Source organism: Palleronia marisminoris, assembly GCF_900172315.1.
Lineage (GTDB): Bacteria > Pseudomonadota > Alphaproteobacteria > Rhodobacterales > Rhodobacteraceae > Palleronia > Palleronia marisminoris.
In genome coordinates, this window is the sequence record NZ_FWFV01000009.1 from 78,256 (window position 1) to 97,554 (window position 19,299).

Annotated in this window: 18 protein-coding genes; 8 read left to right on the forward strand and 10 right to left on the reverse strand. The window is 67.9% G+C overall.

What is annotated here, in order from left to right; all coding sequences use genetic code 11:
* The first annotated feature begins 13 nt into the window (after window positions 1–13).
* Both PAM7066_RS14630 and PAM7066_RS14635 read left to right on the forward strand, forming a co-directional pair.
* Entirely contained in the window at window positions 14–1,360 is a 1,347-nt protein-coding gene (locus PAM7066_RS14630; protein WP_085854976.1) for an NAD(P)/FAD-dependent oxidoreductase, read from the forward strand.
* A gap of 11 nt (window positions 1,361–1,371) precedes the next feature.
* A complete protein-coding gene (locus PAM7066_RS14635) occupies window positions 1,372–2,532 on the forward strand; it encodes a M20 aminoacylase family protein (protein WP_085854977.1) in 1,161 nt (386 codons plus the stop codon).
* Here PAM7066_RS14635 and PAM7066_RS14640 read toward each other — a convergent pair.
* The 3 genes from PAM7066_RS14640 to moaA are packed head-to-tail and all read right to left on the reverse strand — an operon-like array spanning window position 2,529 to window position 5,884.
* A complete protein-coding gene (locus PAM7066_RS14640) occupies window positions 2,529–3,602 on the reverse strand; it encodes a glycosyltransferase family 4 protein (RefSeq protein WP_085854978.1) in 1,074 nt (357 codons plus the stop codon). The two genes, PAM7066_RS14635 and PAM7066_RS14640, sit on opposite strands and share 4 nt — an antisense overlap.
* Before the next feature lie 40 nt (window positions 3,603–3,642).
* A complete protein-coding gene (locus PAM7066_RS14645) occupies window positions 3,643–4,872 on the reverse strand; it encodes a 3-deoxy-D-manno-octulosonic acid transferase (protein WP_085854979.1) in 1,230 nt (409 codons plus the stop codon).
* Window positions 4,873–4,879: 7 nt separating this feature from the next.
* Window positions 4,880–5,884: a GTP 3',8-cyclase MoaA gene (gene moaA, locus PAM7066_RS14650; protein ID WP_085854980.1), complete on the reverse strand. Its 1,005-nt coding sequence runs from the start codon at window positions 5,882–5,884 to the stop codon at window positions 4,880–4,882.
* 84 nt (window positions 5,885–5,968) lie between these two features.
* Here moaA and PAM7066_RS14655 point away from each other — a divergent pair, with 84 nt between their 5' ends.
* Entirely contained in the window at window positions 5,969–6,406 is a 438-nt protein-coding gene (locus tag PAM7066_RS14655) for a hypothetical protein (protein WP_085854981.1), read from the forward strand.
* Window positions 6,407–6,445: 39 nt separating this feature from the next.
* Here PAM7066_RS14655 and PAM7066_RS14660 read toward each other — a convergent pair whose 3' ends face one another.
* A complete protein-coding gene (locus PAM7066_RS14660) occupies window positions 6,446–6,856 on the reverse strand; it encodes a DoxX family protein (protein ID WP_085854982.1) in 411 nt (136 codons plus the stop codon).
* Window positions 6,857–7,071: 215 nt separating this feature from the next.
* Between PAM7066_RS14660 and PAM7066_RS14665 the strand changes: the two genes are divergently transcribed.
* Window positions 7,072–8,619 (forward strand): trimethylamine methyltransferase family protein, encoded by a 1,548-nt coding sequence (locus PAM7066_RS14665; RefSeq protein WP_085854983.1) that lies wholly within the window; start codon window positions 7,072–7,074, stop codon window positions 8,617–8,619.
* On the opposite strand, the gene PAM7066_RS14670 is transcribed toward PAM7066_RS14665, so the two are convergent.
* Window positions 8,612–8,905, reverse strand: a complete 294-nt coding sequence (locus PAM7066_RS14670) for a DUF6477 family protein (RefSeq protein ID WP_085854984.1) — start codon at window positions 8,903–8,905, stop codon at window positions 8,612–8,614. The genes PAM7066_RS14665 and PAM7066_RS14670 overlap by 8 nt on opposite strands.
* A gap of 487 nt (window positions 8,906–9,392) precedes the next feature.
* On the opposite strand from PAM7066_RS14670, the gene PAM7066_RS14675 reads away from it, so the two are divergent.
* The 3 genes from PAM7066_RS14675 (at window position 9,393) to lipA (ending at window position 12,476) form a co-directional block, all read left to right on the forward strand.
* Entirely contained in the window at window positions 9,393–10,178 is a 786-nt protein-coding gene (locus tag PAM7066_RS14675; RefSeq protein WP_306456081.1) for a DUF6456 domain-containing protein, read from the forward strand.
* Window positions 10,179–10,370: 192 nt separating this feature from the next.
* Window positions 10,371–11,435 carry a sensor histidine kinase gene (locus tag PAM7066_RS14680; protein ID WP_175484686.1) on the forward strand — a complete coding sequence of 355 codons (1,065 nt, stop codon included), beginning with the start codon at window positions 10,371–10,373 and terminating at the stop codon, window positions 11,433–11,435.
* 90 nt (window positions 11,436–11,525) lie between these two features.
* Window positions 11,526–12,476, forward strand: coding sequence for a lipoyl synthase (lipA, locus tag PAM7066_RS14685; protein ID WP_085854987.1), 951 nt, complete (start codon window positions 11,526–11,528; stop codon window positions 12,474–12,476).
* Window positions 12,477–12,536: 60 nt separating this feature from the next.
* Here lipA and PAM7066_RS14690 read toward each other — a convergent pair whose 3' ends face one another.
* From PAM7066_RS14690 to PAM7066_RS14710, 5 genes are read right to left on the reverse strand one after another with little or no spacing between them, the layout of a single operon-like run.
* Window positions 12,537–12,944: a PaaI family thioesterase gene (locus tag PAM7066_RS14690; protein ID WP_085854988.1), complete on the reverse strand. Its 408-nt coding sequence runs from the start codon at window positions 12,942–12,944 to the stop codon at window positions 12,537–12,539.
* A 9-nt stretch (window positions 12,945–12,953) separates the two neighbouring features.
* Window positions 12,954–13,604: an HAD family hydrolase gene (locus PAM7066_RS14695; RefSeq protein ID WP_175484685.1), complete on the reverse strand. Its 651-nt coding sequence runs from the start codon at window positions 13,602–13,604 to the stop codon at window positions 12,954–12,956.
* Between the two features lie 28 nt (window positions 13,605–13,632).
* Window positions 13,633–14,577, reverse strand: coding sequence for an arginase (rocF, locus tag PAM7066_RS14700; protein ID WP_085854990.1), 945 nt, complete (start codon window positions 14,575–14,577; stop codon window positions 13,633–13,635).
* Window positions 14,578–14,615: 38 nt separating this feature from the next.
* Window positions 14,616–15,080 carry a disulfide bond formation protein B gene (locus PAM7066_RS14705; protein WP_085854991.1) on the reverse strand — a complete coding sequence of 155 codons (465 nt, stop codon included), beginning with the start codon at window positions 15,078–15,080 and terminating at the stop codon, window positions 14,616–14,618.
* Window positions 15,077–15,655, reverse strand: a complete 579-nt coding sequence (locus PAM7066_RS14710) for a YqaA family protein (protein ID WP_085854992.1) — start codon at window positions 15,653–15,655, stop codon at window positions 15,077–15,079. The genes PAM7066_RS14705 and PAM7066_RS14710 overlap by 4 nt, the downstream gene beginning before the upstream one ends.
* A 137-nt stretch (window positions 15,656–15,792) precedes the next feature.
* On the opposite strand from PAM7066_RS14710, the gene mfd reads away from it, so the two are divergent.
* Window positions 15,793–19,275, forward strand: coding sequence for a transcription-repair coupling factor (mfd, locus tag PAM7066_RS14715; protein WP_085854993.1), 3,483 nt, complete (start codon window positions 15,793–15,795; stop codon window positions 19,273–19,275).
* Window positions 19,276–19,299: the final 24 nt, after the last annotated feature.

Consider the following 19,299-nt stretch of genomic DNA (forward strand, 5'->3'; position numbering starts at 1 on the left):
AGAGCGTGGCGCCATGCTCCAGGACGGCCCCGTTACCCTTTCGACCCCCATCGCCCACGACGCTGATCTGCCGCCCGAGGCCGACCTCGTGGTGATCGGCGGCGGCGTCGCGGGCGTCAGCACCGCGATCTATGCCGCGAAAGCCGGCGCGCGGGTCGTGCTGGTCGAGAAGGGGCGGATCGCGGGCGAGCAATCTTCGCGCAACTGGGGCTGGATACGGCAGCAAGGCCGCGATCCCGACGAGCTGCCGTTGGTGATGGAGGCGGTGCGCAACTGGCACGACCTCCAGTCGGAAACCAACGAAGATTTGGGCCTGCGACAGACCGGGACGCTCTACTTTGCAGAGGACGATGCAACGCTGGAGCGCTACCGAAACTGGGCTGGGATCGCGGCGGGGCACGGGCTGGACAGCCGGGTGATCGACAGGGCGGAACTGTCGCGGATGCTGCCCGAGGCGCGTGCGGGCTGGATCGGGGCGCTGTGGACACCGTCCGATTGCCGGGCCGAGCCGTGGCTGGCGGTGCCGGCCCTTGCACGGCTCGCCGCCCGTCTCGGCGTCACGATCCGCGAGAACTGCGCCGCGCGGGCCTTGGACATCGAAGGCGGCCGCGTCACCGGCGTGGTGACCGAGGCCGGGCGGGTGCGCGCACCAAGCGTCGTGCTGGCGGGCGGTGCGTGGTCCTCGACGCTGCTGCGGCGGCACAGGGTCGCGCTGCCGCAGCTTTCGGTCCGTGGGACGGTTGCTCAGACCGAGCCGTTGCCCGAGATCTTCGCGGGGCAGGGCGTGGACAATCATTTTGCCTTCCGTCGTCGCGTCGACGGGGGCTACTCGCTCGCCCCGTCCTTCGACCACGACTTCTTCATTGGTCCCGATGCCGTCCGCCACTCCCGCGCCTTCTTCCCGGAGTTCCGGCGCGACATGCTGTCTACCAACCTGCGCCCGGCCTCGCCCGCCGGCTACCCCGACGCCTGGCGCCGAACGACGTGCTGGGGCGAGGACGAGGCAAGCCCGTTCGAGCGGTTGCGGGTCCTCGATCCCACGCCGAACCGGCGTTTCGTCGCGCGGATGGCCCGGCACTTCGCGGAGGCCTTCCCCTCGCTGGGTCCGGTTCGCATGCGCAAAGCCTGGGCGGGGATGATCGACAGCCTGCCCGACATGATCCCGGTGATCGACAACGTCCCGGACCTGCCCGGCCTGACCCTGCTGACGGGCCTCTCGGGGCATGGCTTCGGCATCGGTCCCGGTGTAGGACGCGCTGCCGCCGATCTTGCGCTGGGGCGCGACCCCGGAACCGACCTGACCCCCTTCCGTTTCGCGCGCTTCCGGGATGGCTCCCGACGCGCGGCATTCCACCTGTAAGAGGCCGACCAATGCCCATCCGCAACCGCATCGCCGACATGGCCCCCGAGATCGCCGCATGGCGCCAGCACCTGCACCGCCGGCCCGAGCTGGGGTTCGACACGCACGAAACATCGGCTTTCGTGGCCGACAAGCTTCGGGAAATCGGCTGCGACGACGTCGTGACCGGCATCGGGCGCACGGGCGTGGTCGGGCTGATCCACGGCAAGGGCGGCCCCGGCCGCTGCGTGGGCCTGCGCGCAGACATGGACGCGCTGCCGATCACCGAGGCGACGGGCGCCGCGTATGCCAGCGAAGTGCGCGGAAAGATGCATGCCTGCGGCCATGACGGGCACACCGCGATGCTGCTAGGCGCGGCGCGCTACCTGGCCGAGACGCGCGCGTTCGGCGGAACGGTCGCGGTGATCTTCCAGCCCGCCGAAGAGGGCGGCGGCGGCGGCGAGGTCATGGTTCAGGACGGCATGATGGATCGCTTCGGCATCGAAGAGGTCTACGGCATGCACAACTGGCCGGGCCTGCCGCTGGGCAGTTTCGCGATCCGCGCGGGCGCGTTCTTCGCGGCGACGGACGTGTTCGAGATCGACGTGATCGGGCAGGGCGGCCACGCTGCCAAGCCGCACGAAACGATCGACGCCACCGTGGTCGCGGCGGAAATCGTGGGCGCGCTGCAGACCATCGCCTCGCGCGTCGCCGACCCGACGAAGCAGGTGGTGGTGTCGGTGACCTCGTTCGAGACGTCCTCGACCGCGTTCAACGTGATCCCCGGGCGCGTCCACATGAAGGGCACGGTCCGCACGCTGGAACCCGAGGTGCAGGACATGGCCGAGGCGCGGATCGCCCGGATCGCAGAAGGCATCGCGGGGGCTCACGGGGCTGAAGCGCAGGTGCGGTACGAGCGCAATTATCCGGTGATGGCGAACCATCACACCGAAACCGCCTACGCCGCCGAGGCCGCGCGCGCGGTGGCCGGCGACTGCGCCGCGGCGGACCTGGTGATGGGCGGCGAGGATTTCGCGTACATGCTCGAGGCGCGGCCGGGGGCTTATATTCTAGTCGGCAACGGCGATACAGCTCCGTTGCATTCCGCGAAGTTCGACTTCGACGATAACGCAATTCCCGCTGGCGTCAGCTACTGGGCCACGCTGGTCGAACAGCGCCTGCCCGCCGCCTAGAGCGGGGGGCGGTGGACGGCCAGATCCTCGCCTGCCCACAGGCGTTCGTAGATTTCGGCCGCCCCGTCCGCCTCGCGCGCGATGGAATGGTCGGCGACGGCCTTGTCGCGGGCGGCGCGGCCCATGCTCTCGATCCGGTCGGGGTCGGACAGCAGTTCGCCGACGGCAGCGGCGGTGGCTTCGGCGTCGTCGGTCGGGACGATCAGGCCGGTGCGGCCGCCGTCCGAGAAGGCGCGGTAATGGCCGGTATCGGAACAGACGAACGGAGTGCCCGCGGCCATGCCCTCGATCGGGACGACGCCGAACGGCTCGTATCGCGCGACGTTAACCACGAGCGACAGGGCGGGCAGAACCTCGGTTCGCAGATGGTCGAGCGGCAGGGCGCCAGTGAAGTGGAAGCGCCCGCCCAGACCTGCGGCCGCGATCCGGGCGTGGAGATCGGAAACGAAGGCATCCTCGGACGGCTTGGCGAGTCCGACGATCAGCGCATGAACGCCCGGGTCCGTCGCCATGACGCGGATCATCGCGTCCACGAAGACGTCCGTTCCCTTCGACGACCGCACCCGGCCGATGATGGCGACGCCGTGGGTGCCGCCGTAGCCGAGGCTCTCCCACGCGGCGCACCGGTTGGCGGCGGGCTGGTAGGCGTCGACGTCGACCCCGTGCGGCAGGGTCGCGGCCACGTCCGGGAAAAACGACGCGGCATCGGGGGACGTGGCGATCACCGCATCCATACGGCCGATCAGCCAGCGTGGAAGCGCGCCGTGCCGATGTTTCGCCGCCGAGGTGAAAACGGTTCGGATCGGCAGGCGGAGGATGTCGCGCGCGTAGAGGGCCGAGATCATCTCGGGATCGCGGCGGACGTGCCAGATCGCGAAGGGCCGGCCCTTCGGCGGCGTGCGGCTGAGCTGGCGCGCGGCACGGGGCGTGATCGGGTCAGGCAGGCCGGGCAGCGGCTGGCCGACGAGCGCGAGGTCGTGGCGCTGCAGGTGGTGCACCGCCATGCGCTGCGCGGTCGAGGAAACGCCGGTAAAGCGCGCGTTGTAGTTGGTGACGAAAAGCTCGGGCATGGTGTTGATGTGCCCGGCTCGGAGCCGCTTGTCGAGGGGATCACAACGCCAGGCAGGCCCCGGCGATAGCGCGCGCCAAGTCGGCCGTCGGACCCTTCCCGTTGCTTTCGGTGCGTGGCGGCCCGAGACTTTCGGCTGCGGCCGTCGCGATTTCCGCGGCGGTGCGGACGCGGGTGACGACAGGGCCAAGGGCAGTGAAGTCCGTCTCGGCATTGGCCGTGTGAGGGCCGGTCAGGATGTGGCAGGCGAAGGCGGCGGGCTCGAGCGGGTTGTGCCCGCCGATCCCCTCGACCAGCGACCCTCCGAGGAAGACCGTGCGCGAGAGCGAGAACCAGAGCCCAAGCTCTCCGTAGGTGTCGGCGATATAGAGGCCACCGACCGGCCGGGCGCCGCGGCTGCGCAACCGGGGCTGCCAGCGGGCGAATTTCTCGGCCAGTTCCGCGCCGCGTTCGGCATGGCGGGGGGCGATGATCAGAAGGGCATCGGGATGCGTCTTGCGCAGGAGGGCATGCGCATCGGTGACGAGCTTCTCCTCTCCGGGGTGAGTCGATGCGGCGACCCAGAGCGGTCGGTCGCCGATCCGTTCGGCGAAGGCGGCGCGCTCGGCCTCGTCCACCGGCAGGGGCGCGGACGCAGCTTTCAGCGATCCGGCGACTTCGACGCGAGGGGCGCCCAGGGCCCGGGCGCGCTCGGCCGTGGCAGCGTCCTGGGCGAGAAGCAGCGTGATCCGCCCGAACACGGCGCGGGCGAGGCCGGGGGCACGGCCCCATTTCCGCGCGGACTCCTCGGTCAGGCGCGCCGATACCACCGCAAGCGGGATGCGCCGCCGGTCGAGCGCCGCGATCTGGCTGGGCCAGAGCTCGCTTTCGAGGAAGATCGCGCGTTCGGGCTTCCACTGGGTGAGGAACCGCGCGACCGCGGCAGGGTCGTCCACCGGCGCGAAACGATGGATCGCCCGCTCGGGCATGCGCATCGAGGCCAGCGAGGCGGAGGACACCGTGGTCGTCGTCAGCAGCACCCGCGCCTCGGGGCGTGCGGCGAGCAGGGCTTCGACGAGGGGCAGGGCCGACATCATCTCGCCCACGCTGACCGCATGGACCCAGATCACCGGGCCATCGGGCACTGCGTCGGACCGGCCCAACCGCTCGGGCCAGCGCTCCGGATCACCGCCCTTATCGACGTAGCGCCGCTCGGTCCGCCGGCGGATCAGTGGCCAGACCGCCCGTTCGCCGAGGCCCACGAGGCTCAGCCAGATCGACCGTCCAGCCATCGGACCGTCAGCCGCCCGTGTGGCTCATGTGGCGGGTCATCTGGCCGCCGGCCTCCTGCCGGGAATAGTCGAAATCGTGACCCTTGGGCTTGAGCGAGATCGCGGCGCGGATCGCCTGTTCCAGCACGCGGTCATCCTCGGATGCCCGGAGGGGCGTGCGCAGGTCGGCCATGTCCTCCTGCCCGAGGCACATGTAGAGTTCACCGGTGCAGGTCAGGCGGACCCGGTTGCAGCTTTCGCAGAAATTGTGGCTCAGCGGCGTGATGAAGCCGATCTCCTGCCCGGTCTCGCCGAGGCGAACATAGCGGGCGGGACCGCCGGTGCGCTTGGTCAGCTCGGTGACCGTGAAGCGTTCGGCCAGGCGAGCGCGGACGTCTTTCAGCGACCAGAACTGCCCGACACGATCCTCGCCGCCCAGATCGCCCATGGGCATGACCTCGATGAAGGTCAGGTCCATGTCGCGTTCGGCGCACCAGTCCACCAGCGTGTGAAGCTCGTCCTCGTTGAAGCCCTTGAGCGCGACGGTGTTGATCTTGACCCGCAACCCGGCAGCCTGCGCCGCGTCGATGCCCTTCAGCACCTGCGGCAGGCGACCCCAACGGGTGACGCGTCCGAACTTCTCCTCGTCCAGGGTGTCGAGCGAGACATTCACCCGCCGGACTCCCGCGGCATAGAGATCGTCGGCGAAGCGCGACAGTTGTGAGCCGTTCGTGGTCAGCGTCAGCTCTTGCAGCGCGCCCGATTCAAGGTGACGGCCCATCGCGCGGAAGAAGGTCATGATGTCCCGCCGGACGAGCGGTTCGCCGCCGGTGATCCTGAGCTTGCGCACGCCCAAGCCCACGAAGGTCGAGCACATGCGGTCGAGCTCTTCGAGCGTCAGCAGCTCTTTCTTGGGCAGGAACTGCATGTTCTCGGCCATGCAATAGACGCAGCGGAAATCGCAGCGGTCCGTGACTGAGACACGCAGGTAAGAGATCGCGCGCTGGAACGGGTCGATGAGAGGTTCGGTCATGGGTTCAACCTATGGCGCGCCTCGGGGGGCAACAAGGGGCACTCCGTCGTTGTGACGCGGGCCGGGATGGGGCAGGATCATTTCATGAATCTCAACATGCCCCTTTCCGCCGTCGCCGCATTGAGCCTTCTCGGTGCCTGTTCGCAGATCTCCCGTGGTTCCGAGCCGGCCACAGTCGCACCCGTGCCGGCGGTGCAGCCAGCGGATACGACCGTAGCCGACCCGGCGGTCGCCGCAGCCGAGGCCGACGAGAGTGCACCGGCACCTGCCGCAACGGGTGGCGGTCAGCGTCTCGGGGAGGTGACGGCATCGCTGGGTGACCCGAGCGAGGGGGGCACCTGGCTGGCAACGTCGCTCGTGTCGTCGGTGCAGCCGGGCCGGGCCGAGATCGCCTCGACCGGCCAGAGCGCCGATGTCGAACTGCGTCCGGCGCAAGGCGGGGCGACGCTGTCGCTATCGGCAATGCAGGCGCTCGGCCTTGGGCTTGCGGATATTCCGACGGTCGCCGTCTACACGCGCTGAGACCTCCGCCGGCCGCGAGGCCGGCGGAGCGCCATCGGATCAGGCCGTGCGGTGCGTGGTCCTGTGCGTGTTGCCGCGCGCAGCGTCGAGGCTCCACGGTCCGGGACCAGCGAAGACGAAGTAGAGGAAGACGAAGCAGAAGAGGATCGCCGCATCGCCGCCGTTCAGGGCGGGATAGAGCGATTGCGGCGCGTGCGCGATCCAGTAGGCGAAGGCCATCAGCCCCGACAGCACGAAGGCGACCGGCCGGGTGAAGAGGCCGAGGATCAGAAGTGCTCCACCGACGAGTTCGAGGATCCCCGCGATCCAGGGCATGCTGAAGGCGGCGGGATTCATGTCCGACGCGGGAAAGCCGAGGATTTTCTGCGTCCCGTGCACGAAAAAGATCAGCGCGGAGACAATTCGCAGCACGCTCAGCACTTGCGGGGCATAGCGATCGAGGGTCGTCATGGGGCACTCCTGTTTTGTTGACGCCGGGTAAGTCACGCGGTGCGAATATCACATCCCGGCGCCGTGGGAATTCGGGGTGGGCGAACGCGTCCTGTGCGCAGGTGTGGAGACCGGGCGGCCTCGTGTCGGTTTTCGTCGTCAGGCGGCGCAAATGGGCCGCGGACGGGTCGATTCGCGCGCTAGACAGGCCGGAAGCGAACTTCAGGGGTGCGATCATGTCCGACACGGCGACACGCAAGCGCGGCAGGGGCACGGGAGGTGGCGCCGCGCGGCGGGCCGAACGCACCGCCGTACGCATCGAGGCGGCGCGGTATATCGAGCGCAACATCCCGAACCTCGAGATGCTCGACGACGCGGCGCTCGAGCTCATCGAGGCGAATGCCGAGACGGTGCTCGAGGAAATCGGCGTCGTGTTTTCCGAGAATCCCGCCGCTTTGGATCGCTGGCGCGAGGCGGGCGCCGATGTGCAGGGGGACCGCGTCCGCATCCCCAAGGGGCTGGCCCGCAAGCTTTGTTCCACGGCGCCTGCGCAGTTCACGCAGCACGCGCGCAATCCCGAACGTTCGGTCGAGATCGGCGGGCGCAATCTGGTCTTCGCGCCGGTCTACGGACCGCCCTTCGTGCGCGACCGCCAACTCGGGCGGCGATACGCCACGATCGAGGATTTTCGCAGCTTCGTGAAGCTCGCCTACATGTCGAAATGGATGCACCACTCGGGCGGGACAGTGTGCGAGCCGACCGACATCCCCGTGAACAAGCGGCATTTCGACATGCTGATGGCGCATATGACGCTGTCGGACAAGCCGTTCATGGGATCTGTGACCGAGCCCAGCCGCGCCGCCGATTCGGTGGAGATGTGCGAGATCCTCTTCGGCAAGGAGTTCGTCGCCGAGAACACGGTGATGACGTCGCTCATCAACATCAACTCTCCGTTGACGTTCGACGCGACGATGATGGGCGCGCTCGAGGTCTACGCGCAGGCGAACCAGGCGTGCATCGTCTCGCCGTTCATCGTGGGCGGTGCGATGGCGCCGGTGACCGTGGCCGGCACGCTGACGCAGGTGCTGGCCGAGGTCATGGCGGGGGTGGCCTACAGCCAGCTCTGCCGCAAGGGCGCGCCGGTGATTGCCGGGGCCTTCGTGACGTCGATCGACATGAATTCGGGCGCCCCGACCTTCGGCACGCCCGAGGCGGCGCTGATCACCTACGGGGCCGGGCAACTCGTGCGGCGGCTGGGGCTGCCGTACCGCTCGGCGGGGTCATTCACAGGTTCCAAGCTACCCGACGCGCAGTCGGCCTACGAGACGTCGAACTCCTTGAACATGGGGCTGCTGTCGGGCGTGAACTTCATGCTCCACGCCGCCGGCTGGCTTGAAGGCGGGCTGGTGGCCTCGCTGGAGAAGTTCGTGACCGATGCGGACCAGCTCGGCGTGCTGCATACGCTGGCCGGTGGAGTCGACATGAGCGAGACCGGGCAGGCGATGGACGCCCTGCGCGAGGTCGGGCCGGGCGGCCATTTCCTTGGCTGCGCGCATACGCAAGCCAACTTCAAGACGGCGTTCTGGCGGTCCCAGGTCCTGGACTACAAGCCGTTCGAGACCTGGGCCGACGAGGGCGGCCGCGATACGGCCGCGCTGGGTGAAGCGCGGGTCGAAAAGCTGCTGGCCGAGTATCAGCCGCCCGATCTCGACCCGGGGATCGCCGACGGCCTTGAAGATTACGTCGCGCGCCGCAAGGCCGAGATGCCCGACGCCTTCAACTGAGGCGTCCGACACCAAGTAGCAGGCGCGCTTCGGCCAACAGCGCCGTCAGCGCCTCGACATGGCCGGCGACGCTGTATCCGGCGTCGCCCCGCCTGCGCGCATCGTCCAGCGCGCGCTCCGTCCGCGTCAGTTGATCGAAGCTCGTCGTTCCCGGATCGGGGGCGACGCCCTTCAGGATGCGCGACAGGACCGCTTCGCGGTCATAGCCCGTCAACCCGTGGCGCGCGGCCTGCACGAGCAGGCGCGGACGGCGGAGCTGAGCGAGGGTTCGTTCGAAGATCGACATGTGTAACTCCCGAATCTGGCGGGAATGTGTCTGCCATGAGACAACTTATTGTTGCGCGTTCGGAACAAGTAGCGCGCGCAGGCGCAGTTACAGTTTAGTAAACCGCATGCAGAAGGGGTGTGACGGTTATCGTCGTTAACAAAACGTCAACAGTGAACAAGGATAGTCGCAACGATTCTTCTGACAGTCAGAGGTGAACTTGATCGGAGGCCGGACAGACATGGCAGCGCACGCGCAGAACTCGGCAGATGCTTGCCCGGACGCCTGGATCCCCGACCATGTGCAGACATACCTCGCGCATGTCGTAGAGGGCCGGTCGATCCGGTCCCTGGCGCGACACGCAGGATGCCATGCCTCGACCGTCCTGCGGCAGGTGAGGCGCTGTGAAGCGCGGCGGGACGATCCTCTGATCGACAGGGCGCTGACGCGGCTCGGGCATATCCGAACCGCTCCGCGGATCGCTGGACGGCTCGAAGGGAAACGGGACATGAATGCGATGACTCACGCGGACGCCTTTCCGTCATCAGAGAAATTCGACCGCGAGGCCGAGCGCGTCTTGCGTCGCCTGAGCGAGCAAGGCGCCTGCCTCGCGGTTGCCGAGGGCATGGAAATGGCGGTGATCGTCCGCGAAGTCGCGGGCGGCGAGACGCTGCGGACCGGCACGGTGGAAAGCGCCGTGGCCGAGGCGATGGCCCTGCGCGACTGGATCGCCTCGGGCACGTCAGGCCGCGTGCTGCGCTACCGGATCACGGGACCGGGGCGTGCGGCGCTGAAGGCATACTTGGCCCATACGGAGAACGCGACCGCCCGCGCGGCGCATGATGACGACACCCCCGACCGCCGGACCCGCTATGCCGCGGAAAGCCCGCTCGTGATGCTGGCCCGGCGCAAGGACAAGTCGGGCGAACGTTTCCTGGAAGATGCCCAGGTCCGCGCCGGAGAGCGGCTGCGCGAGGATTTCGAGATCGCCGCGATGGCCGGGATTCCCGAGGGCGGATGGGAGAGCCTTCTGGTCGTCACGCCCACGGGCGACGTGACCGCGCGAGGCTCCGAGGGCGCCTTGGCTCGAGTGTCCGCGGCGCTTGCGGATCTTGGCCCCGGCCTGGGCGACGTGGTGCTGCGGGTCTGTTGCAAGCTCGAAGGGCTCGAGACGGTCGAACAGCGCATGGGCTGGGCGGCAAGATCGGGCAAGATCGTTCTGCGCATCGGCCTCCAGCGGCTCGAGCGGCACTATGCCGAACATGGCGTGAAGGGCGGCGGCCTGATCGGCTGACCACCCACAGTTTCCCGAACCAATGCGGCCGCCGGTGATCCCGGCGGCCCTTTTTGTGGAAGTGTCACGGTCCGCGTCATGCAGCAGCCCGACCGGAGCGTGGCGTATGAGGTGACGAAACTCCGAAACGAAGGGTGGAGGGGCGCGCGCTTTCTTGCTAACGCCGCAAGACAAATGACCGGTCCATCGCAAATGCTCACCCACGAACACCGCCGCGCCCGCCGCGCCACCCTCCGTTCTTACGGGTTGTCCAAGGACTCGGACCTGACCTCGATGCGTGAAATCGTCGTGCTGGCGATGCGCCTGTGCGGTGTCGGGCAGGGCAACATCTCGCTCTTCGACGAACAGCGCCAATGGTTCGTCGTCCGCGAGGGCATGGAGGTCGAAGAGCTTCCGCTGGACGAGACGATCTGCATGCGCGTGATCTCCGGCTCGGGTGTCGCCGTCGTTGAAGATACCCGTGCCGACCCCCGCACCGCCGGGCTTCGGATCTGCGTGGAGGGGACCGTGGGTTTTTACGCCGCGGCACCGCTGTTGACCGGAAGCGGGCGAGTCTTCGGCACCCTGTCGGTGATGGACCGCACGCCGCGCAGCCTGACGGAAGACCAGATCACGATGCTGGGGGTCATGTCTCGCCAGGTCATGGCGCAGCTCGAGCTGCGCCGGGCGTTGCGCCGGGCCGACGTGATGCGCCGCGAGGTCGATCACCGGGTGAAGAACTCGCTGCAATCGGTCGCCTCGCTGACCCGCCTGCAATCGCGCCGGGTCGAGACGCCCGAAGCGCGCGAGGCGCTCGAGGTGGTGTCGCGGCGGATCGACACGGTGGCGGCGCTGAACTCGGAACTCTACCGGACCGGCACCGACCGCAAGATCGGCCTCAAGAGCTTCCTGTCCTCGGTCATCGACCTGATCCGTGCCTCGGCGCCCGAGAGGGTGACGATCTCGCTCGACTGCGCGGATGTGAACATCTCGGCTCAGCATGCCGGCAGCCTCGCCATCGTGGTCAACGAGTTCACGACCAACAGTTTCAAGCACGCTTTCCCCGACGACCGCGATGGCCACATCGAAATCGTGGGCCGCCAGACCGAGCCCGGAACCTTCAGCCTGACCTGCCGGGACGACGGAGTCGGCGTCGCGAACCCGGGCGCGGGCCTGGGTATCGCGATCATCGACAGCGCCGTCGAAAGCCTCTCGGGCGAGATCGAGCGGGATATCCAAGGTCCGGGCTACGCCATCGCTGTGGAGTTCGGCATCTGAACGAGACGCGGGGGTTGCCGCTGGCGCATGGCGGCTCTCCGTGGACTTCCGGCGCAGGTTTGCCTATCTCGGACCTAGAGGAGGGGCCCCATGCCGCGCGATCTGAAGATTCCCGCCGAACGCCACCCTGAAAAGGCGCATCGGCCCGTCACGCCCCGCCTGAAGAAGCCGGACTGGATCCGGGTGAAGGCGCCATCGGGCGAGGGCTACCAGGCCACGCGCGAGATCATGCGGACCCATGAGCTCACCACCGTGTGCGAGGAAGCCGGTTGCCCGAACGTGGGCGAGTGCTGGTCGCAGGGTCATGCCACCATGATGATCATGGGCGAGATCTGCACCCGCGGCTGCACCTTCTGCAACGTGGCGACCGGACGGCCCGATGCGCTCGACGTGTTCGAACCGGGCCGCGTGGCGGATGCGGTGAAGAAGCTGGGCCTGAACCACGTGGTCATCACCAGCGTCGACCGCGACGATGTCGAGGATGGCGGCGCCTATCACATCGCTCAGACGATCCGCGCCACCCGGCACCGCTCGCCCGGGACCACGATCGAGGTGCTGACTCCCGATTTCCTGCGCTGCGGTCCCGAGGCCCTCGAAGCGGTCGTCGAGGCGCGCCCGGATGTCTTCAACCACAACCTGGAAACCGTGCCGGGCCTCTATCCCGAGGTTCGCCCTGGCGCGCGCTACTTCCATTCGCTGCGCCTCTTGCAGCGCGTGAAAGAACTCGATCCGACCATGTTCACCAAGTCGGGAATCATGGTGGGCCTGGGCGAAGATCGCCAGTCGGTGCATCAGGTCATGGACGACATGCGCGCGGCCGACATCGATTTCATCACCATAGGGCAGTACCTGCAGCCCACCTCACGCCACCACGCCGTCGACCGCTACATCACCCCCGAGGAATTCGCGGCCTACGAAAAGGCGGCCTGGGGCAAGGGCTTCCTGATGGTCTCGGCCACGCCCCTGACCCGGTCGAGCTACCACGCCGGCGACGACTTTGCGCGCCTCAAGGCTGCCCGCGACGCGAAATTCGCCTCCTGATTCCGGCGCCCTCGCTTCATCCTGCCAAAGATACTCCGGGGCCGTAGCAGAGACCCGCGGCTACCGCGGCGGGATCGAGTAGGTCACCGACGCCCGCGCCACGGGCGCCTCGGCACCGTCCGAGTAGATCAACACATCCCCCACGGCGAGAACCCGACCGAGCTTCAGCAGCCGCACCTCGGCGGTCAGGTCCACGCCTGCGGCGGGTTTGCGCATGAAGTCGATGGAACAATTCGTGGTCACCGCCAGCGCGACCGGCCCGAGGCGGGACAGGATCATCAGGTAGACCCCTACATCCGCCAGGGCAAAGATCGATGGCCCCGACACCGTGCCGCCCGGACGCAGATGCCGATCGCCCACGTGCAAACGGACGCGCATTCCATCTTCGGATAAGTCCTCGACGATGAAATCTTCGGCCACCTGGGGGAACGCGTCGGCCAGGAAGCTTTGAAGGGCACGGATGTCCATGACGGCCGTTCAGAGGGCCAGCAGGTCGGCAACGACGGCCGGCAGCGACTCGCCGGTGACCTGTGGCGCGGACATCGCGCTGCCGTAGGGGCGGGTGCGCCGGACGAAACCGGCGGTCAATCCCGCGCTCATGGCGCCCTGGCAGTCCCACGGGTGGCAGGCCACCAGCGCCATTTCGGCCGGTGCGACGCCCGCGGCTTCGGCAGCATGGGTATAGACACCGGCGCGCGGCTTCCAGATGCCGATCTCCTCGATCGAGATCACGCGCGAGACCAGCTCGGCGAGGCCGTTCCGCTCCATCAGCGTGCGGGTCACGTCGGGATTGCCGTTCGTCAGCGCGATGACCGGAACCTCCTCGGCCGCCAGCCGATCGAAGGCGGGTCTCACGTCGGGATGCGCGGAGAGGTTGGTGAACCCGTCGAGGATCGTCTCTGCCGCGTCGGGGGCCACACCCATCTGCGCGAGGCTCGAGCGCGCGACCTCGGCGAAGGGTTTGAAGAACCCGCAGGTATCGAGAGCGAAGGCATCGCGCAGGAGGCTTGCGAAAAACGGCTCGAGGTCGCTTTCCTGCAGGCCGATGCGCGGGAACAGGGGGCGCAGCGGGTCGAGCGGGAACAGCGTTTCGATGACGTCGAAGGCGATGGCGCGGGGGGCTGGCATTGGCGGTCTCCTTGCTGCCTGCGACAGGTTAGCCGCCGGTGCGTCCGACACCATAGCCGAACCCCCGCGTCGGACGGTCGAAGATCCGCTTGCCCATCAGCGAGGCCGTCAGTTCCACCATCAGACGGGCGGTCCTGCTGCGCTCGTCCATTGCCGGGTTCAGCTCGACCAGGTCCAACGAGGTCACGAGTTCCGATTCCGACAGCATCTCCATCACAAGATGCGCCTCGCGGAAGGTGGCGCCACCGGGAACCGTCGTGCCCACAGCGGGCGCGATCGAGGGGTCGAGGAAATCCACGTCCAGCGAGACATGCAGATCGGCCTCGCCGGCCGCCGCGACCTTGGCCAGGAAGTCTCGCAAGGGTGCCGCAAAGCCGGTCTCGTCGATCGCGCGCATGTCGTGAAGCTGCGCATCGGTGGCGGCCAGGCGGTCACGCTCTCCGGGATCGACCGAGCGCAGGCCCATCATGCACAGGTTGTCGAACGGAACCGGCGGGCCGGGCAGGGGCGGGAAGCCCTCGAACCCGTCCTGACCGGTGTAGTAGGCCACTGGCGTCCCGTGCAGATTGCCGCTTTCGGTCGTCAGCGGCGTGTGGAAATCGCTATGCGCGTCGAGCCACAGGACGAATAGCGGCCGATCCCGGTCCGCCGCGCGCGCTGCCATCCCGGCGACCGAGCCAAGTGCAAGCGCGTGGTCACCGCCCATGAAAACCGGCATGCCCTCGACGCTTCGCCCTGCGTCGATCAGGGCTTCGGTCCAGGCCGCGACCTCCCCCGGCCGGACGAGATGCGCGGGCCCCGGCATCTCGGGCACGGGGCCATGGGACACATTGCCGATGTCGCGGACCGTGTGGCCCAGGCCGGTGAGGGTGGGGACGATGCCCGCTACGCGATAGGCGTCCGGCCCCATCAAGCAACCGGGCCGCGTCTGGCCGCTATCCAGCGGCACACCAATGAGGGTGATCTCTGTCATGCCCGACAGGTGGGGCTCCGCGCGCTCGCGGCAAGCCGTCAGCGCAACGTCCGGACCAGTGCGGCAGCCCAGATGCACGCCAGCGCGAACGACGCCACCGCGTTCCACGATGCCATCGACAGGCCGGCGAAGGCCCACGCGACCTCGTCGCACATCACGACCTTGTCCAGGGTTTCGGTGGACAGCATGTCCGCCCCGCTCAACCCCGACAGATCGCCGCCGCCCGAACAGGAGCTTGGCCCCTCCCACCAGCCGCGCTCGACGCCGGTGTGGTAGATGCCGAACCCGGCCGTGGTCAAGGCAGCCAGCGCGCCCACGACCGCCGTGACCGCGCGCGCGTAGAAGATCGCGACGACGCCCACCAGGATCGCGACGCCGTGCGGCCAACGCTGCCAAAGGCAAAGCTTGCAGGGCGCGTAGCCGAGCGCCTGAAACGTGTAGGCCCCGAGCAGAAGGGCCGCCGAACCGGCGGCGGCGAGGATCATGAGGGAACGCGCTGTCATAAGTAGTGGAGCACCACGAAACCGCCGATCAGGGCCACGCAAAACAGCGTGAACACGAGGCCGAGCCGGCGTTCGATGAATTCCCGGATCGGCTCGCCGAAGGCCCGCAGAAGACCCGCGACAAGGAAGAACCGCAAGCCGCGCGCAGCGATCGAGGCCACGATGAAGATCGGCAGTGACAGCCCGGTGGTGCCCGACAGGATCGTGATGACCTTGAAGGGGAACGGCGTCACACCGGCCACCAGGACCGCCCAGGCGCCGAACTGGTTGTACCAGTCGCTGAACTCGCCGAACTTGTCGCCCTTGCCGTAAAGCTCGAGGATGGGTCGCCCGACCTGCTCGAACAGGGCCGAGCCGATCCAGTATCCCGCAAGCCCCCCCAGTACGGACGACACCGTCGCCACGCCGGCGATCAGCCACGCCCGCCGCGGTGCAGCGATGATCATCGGGATCATCAGCACGTCCGGCGGGATCGGGAAGATCGAACTTTCGAGGAAAGACACCACTGCAAGCGCCCAGAGGGCCTGCGGATGAGCGGAGAGGGACAATGTCCAGTTATAGATGCGGCGCAGCATGGCTTGCCATCTCGCACCACGCTGGTCCGGTCAAGGGCCGATGAAAGGCCGCTCAGGCTTTCCCGCGCATTGCGTCCCGCGCACCCGCGCGTCCGGGCCCATTGACACCGCCGGTGGTGCCGTTAACGACGCGCACCATGGCTGATCCCCGGAAAATTTCCCTCGGCGGCGCGCCCGAAGGGTTCGACGCCCGTCTCGTTCTCGACGAGATCGGCAAGAGCGGTGCCGTCCTTCACGTGGCCCGCGACGACAAGCGGCTTGCGGCGATGCAGGCCGCGCTGGCCTTCTACGATCCCGCGCTGCCGATCTTCACGTTCCCGGCATGGGACTGCCTGCCGTTCGACCGCGTCTCGCCGAACGCCGACATCTCGGCGGCGCGCATGGCCACGCTCGCCGCGCTGACCCACGCGATGCCCAAGCGGTTCGCGCTGCTGACGACGATCAACGGCGCGACGCAAAAGGTCCCCCCGCGCGAGACGGTGCGCGAAAGCTCGTTCACCGCCCGCGTCGGCAACCGGATCGACGAAGAGGGGCTGCGCAAGTTCCTCGTCCGCATGGGCTTCACCCAGGCGCCCACGGTGATGGAGCCGGGCGACTACGCGGTCCGCGGCGGCATCATCGACGTCTGGCCCCCGGGTCACGAGGGACCCGTCCGCCTCGACCTGTTCGGCGACACGCTGGACGGCGCGCGCCGGTTCGACCCGATGAACCAGCGCACGACCGAGAAGCTGTCCGAGGTCGAGCTTGCCCCCGTGTCCGAGGTCATCCTCGACGACGGCGCGATCACCCGCTTCCGCCAAAGCTACCGGATCGAGTTCGGCGCGGCCGGCACCGACGACCCGCTCTACGAAGCGGTCAGCGCCGGCAAGAAGCACCAGGGCGCGGAGCATTGGCTTGGCTTCTTCCATGACAAGCTCGAGACCGTGTTCGACTACCTTCCGGGTGTGACCGTCACGCTGGATGACCAGTCCACCCCCGCGCGGCTGGCGCGGTGGGAGACCATCGCCGACCAGTACGACAACCGCCGCGAGGCGATGCAGAAGAAGGGGCGCGTGGACACCGTCTACAAGCCCGCGCCGCCGGACCTGCTCTACCTGTCGGACAAAGCGTGGGAGGCTACGACCGCCGACCGCCGGATCGTCCAGTTCCACCCGCTCGCACAGGCCTCCGGCCCCGGCGTTGCGGATGCCGGCGGACGGATCGGCCGCAACTTCTCGCCCGAGCGTCAGCAGGAAGGCGTCAGCCTCTTCGGGGCGCTGGCCGATCACATCGGCAAGCGCCGCCGCGAGGGGCCGGTGGTTGTCGCCAGCTATTCCGAGGGCGCGCGTGAACGCCTCCGCGGCCTGCTGGACGACGAGGACGTCAAGGGCGCGACCGAGATTCGCGACTTCCGCGACGTGCCCGACAGCAAGGGCGGCCTCTACCTTGCCGTCTGGTCGCTCGAACACGGCTTCGAAGGCCCCCACGGCAAGGACCGCCTGACCGTCATCTCGGAACAGGACGTGCTGGGCGACCGCCTCGTCCGCAAGGGCCCGAAGAAGCGCCGCGCCGAGAACTTCCTGAGCGACGCGCAGTCCCTCAGCGTGGGCGACCTCGTCGTCCACGTGGATCACGGCGTCGGCCGGTTCCAGGGTCTCGAAGTCGTCACCGCCGCAGGCTCGCCGCACGAATGCGCGCTGCTCGAATACCAGGGCGGCGACCGCCTTTACCTGCCGGTCGAGAACATCGAACTGCTCAGCCGCTACGGCCACGAGGAAGGCATCCTCGACAAGCTGGGCGGCGGCGCGTGGCAGGCCAAGAAGGCCCGCATGAAAGAGCGGATCCGCGAGATCGCGGACCGCCTGATCCGGATCGCCGCCGAACGCCTCGTCCGCAGCGCCCCGATCCTCGAACCCCCCGAACACGCGTGGGAGGATTTCAGCGCCCGCTTCCCCTACGAAGAGACCGAGGATCAGCTGAAAGCCATCGAGGACGTGATGGAGGACCTCGAAAAGGGCGTCCCCATGGACCGCCTCATCGTCGGCGACGTGGGCTTCGGCAAGACCGAGGTCGCCATGCGCGCGGCCTTCATCGCCGCCATGTCGGGCGTGCAGGTCGCCGTGATCGCCCCCACCACGCTGCTGGCCCGCCAGCACTACAAGTCCTTCGCCGACCGCTTCCGCGGCTTCCCGATCGAGGTGCGCCAGCTGTCGCGCTTCGTCTCGGACCGGGACGCGAAATTGGCGCGCGAGCGCATCGCCGAGGGCACCTGCGACATCGTCATCGGCACCCACGCGCTGCTGGCCAAAAGCGTGAAGTTCAAGAACCTGGGCCTGCTCGTCATCGACGAAGAGCAGCATTTCGGTGTGTCCCACAAGGAACGGCTGAAGTCCCTTCGGACGGATGTCCACGTCCTGACCCTGACCGCGACGCCGATCCCGCGGACCCTGCAACTGTCGCTGACCGGCGTGCGCGACCTGTCGATCATCGGGACACCCCCCGTCGATCGCCTCGCGATCCGCACCTATGTCTCGGAGTTCGACGCGATCACGGTACGCGAGGCGCTGCTGCGCGAATTCTATCGCGGCGGCCAGTCCTTCATCGTGGCCCCCCGGATCAAGGACCTGCCCGAGCTGGAGGAGTTCCTGAAGACCGAGGTCCCCGAGATCAAGTACGTCACCGCCACCGGCCAGATGGCGGCGGGCGAACTAGACGACCGGATGAACGCCTTCTACGACGGCAAGTACGACGTGCTGCTGGCCACCTCGATCGTGGAATCCGGCCTCGATATCCCGACCGCGAACACGATGGTCGTCTGGCGCGCCGACATGTTCGGCCTCGCGCAGCTCTACCAGATCCGGGGGCGGGTCGGCCGCGCCAAGACCCGCGCCTACGCCTACCTGACGACGAAACCGCGCGGGAAGCTGACCGCCACGGCCGAGAAGCGTCTGCGCGTGCTGGGCTCGCTCGACACGCTCGGGGCGGGCTTCAACCTTGCCAGCCAGGACCTCGACATCCGGGGTGCTGGCAACCTTGTCGGCGAAGAGCAGTCCGGCCAGATCAAGGAGGTCGGCTACGAACTTTACCAGTCGATGCTGGAAGAGACGATCGCCAAGCTCAAGACCGGCGAGCTGGAAGGCATCGTCGAACTGGGCGACAGCGATTGGTCGCCCCAGATCAACATGGGCGTCCCCGTGCTGATCCCCGACGATTACGTGCCGGACCTCGACGTGCGCCTCGGCCTCTACCGCCGCCTCTCGGACCTGACCACGAAGGTCGAACTCGAAGGCTTCGCGGCCGAGCTGATCGACCGGTTCGGCAAGCTGCCCAAGGAAGTGAACACCCTGCTTCTGGTCGTGCGCATCAAGGCCGAGTGCAAGCGGGCCGGGATCGCCAAGCTCGACGCGGGTCCAAAGGGCGTAACGGTCCAGTTCCACAACGACAAGTTCGCCTCGCCCGAGGGGTTGGTATCCTTCATCAAGGATCAAGACGGTCAGGCAAAGGTGAAGGACAACAAGATCGTCATTCGCCGCGACTGGTCCAAGGACAGCGAGAAGATCAAGGGCAGCTTTGCCGTCGCACAGGATCTGGCGCGCCATGCCAAGGCCGCCGGCAAAAAGGCGGCCGAGGCCGAAAAGTGATGAAGCGCGCGACTCGCTCCACCG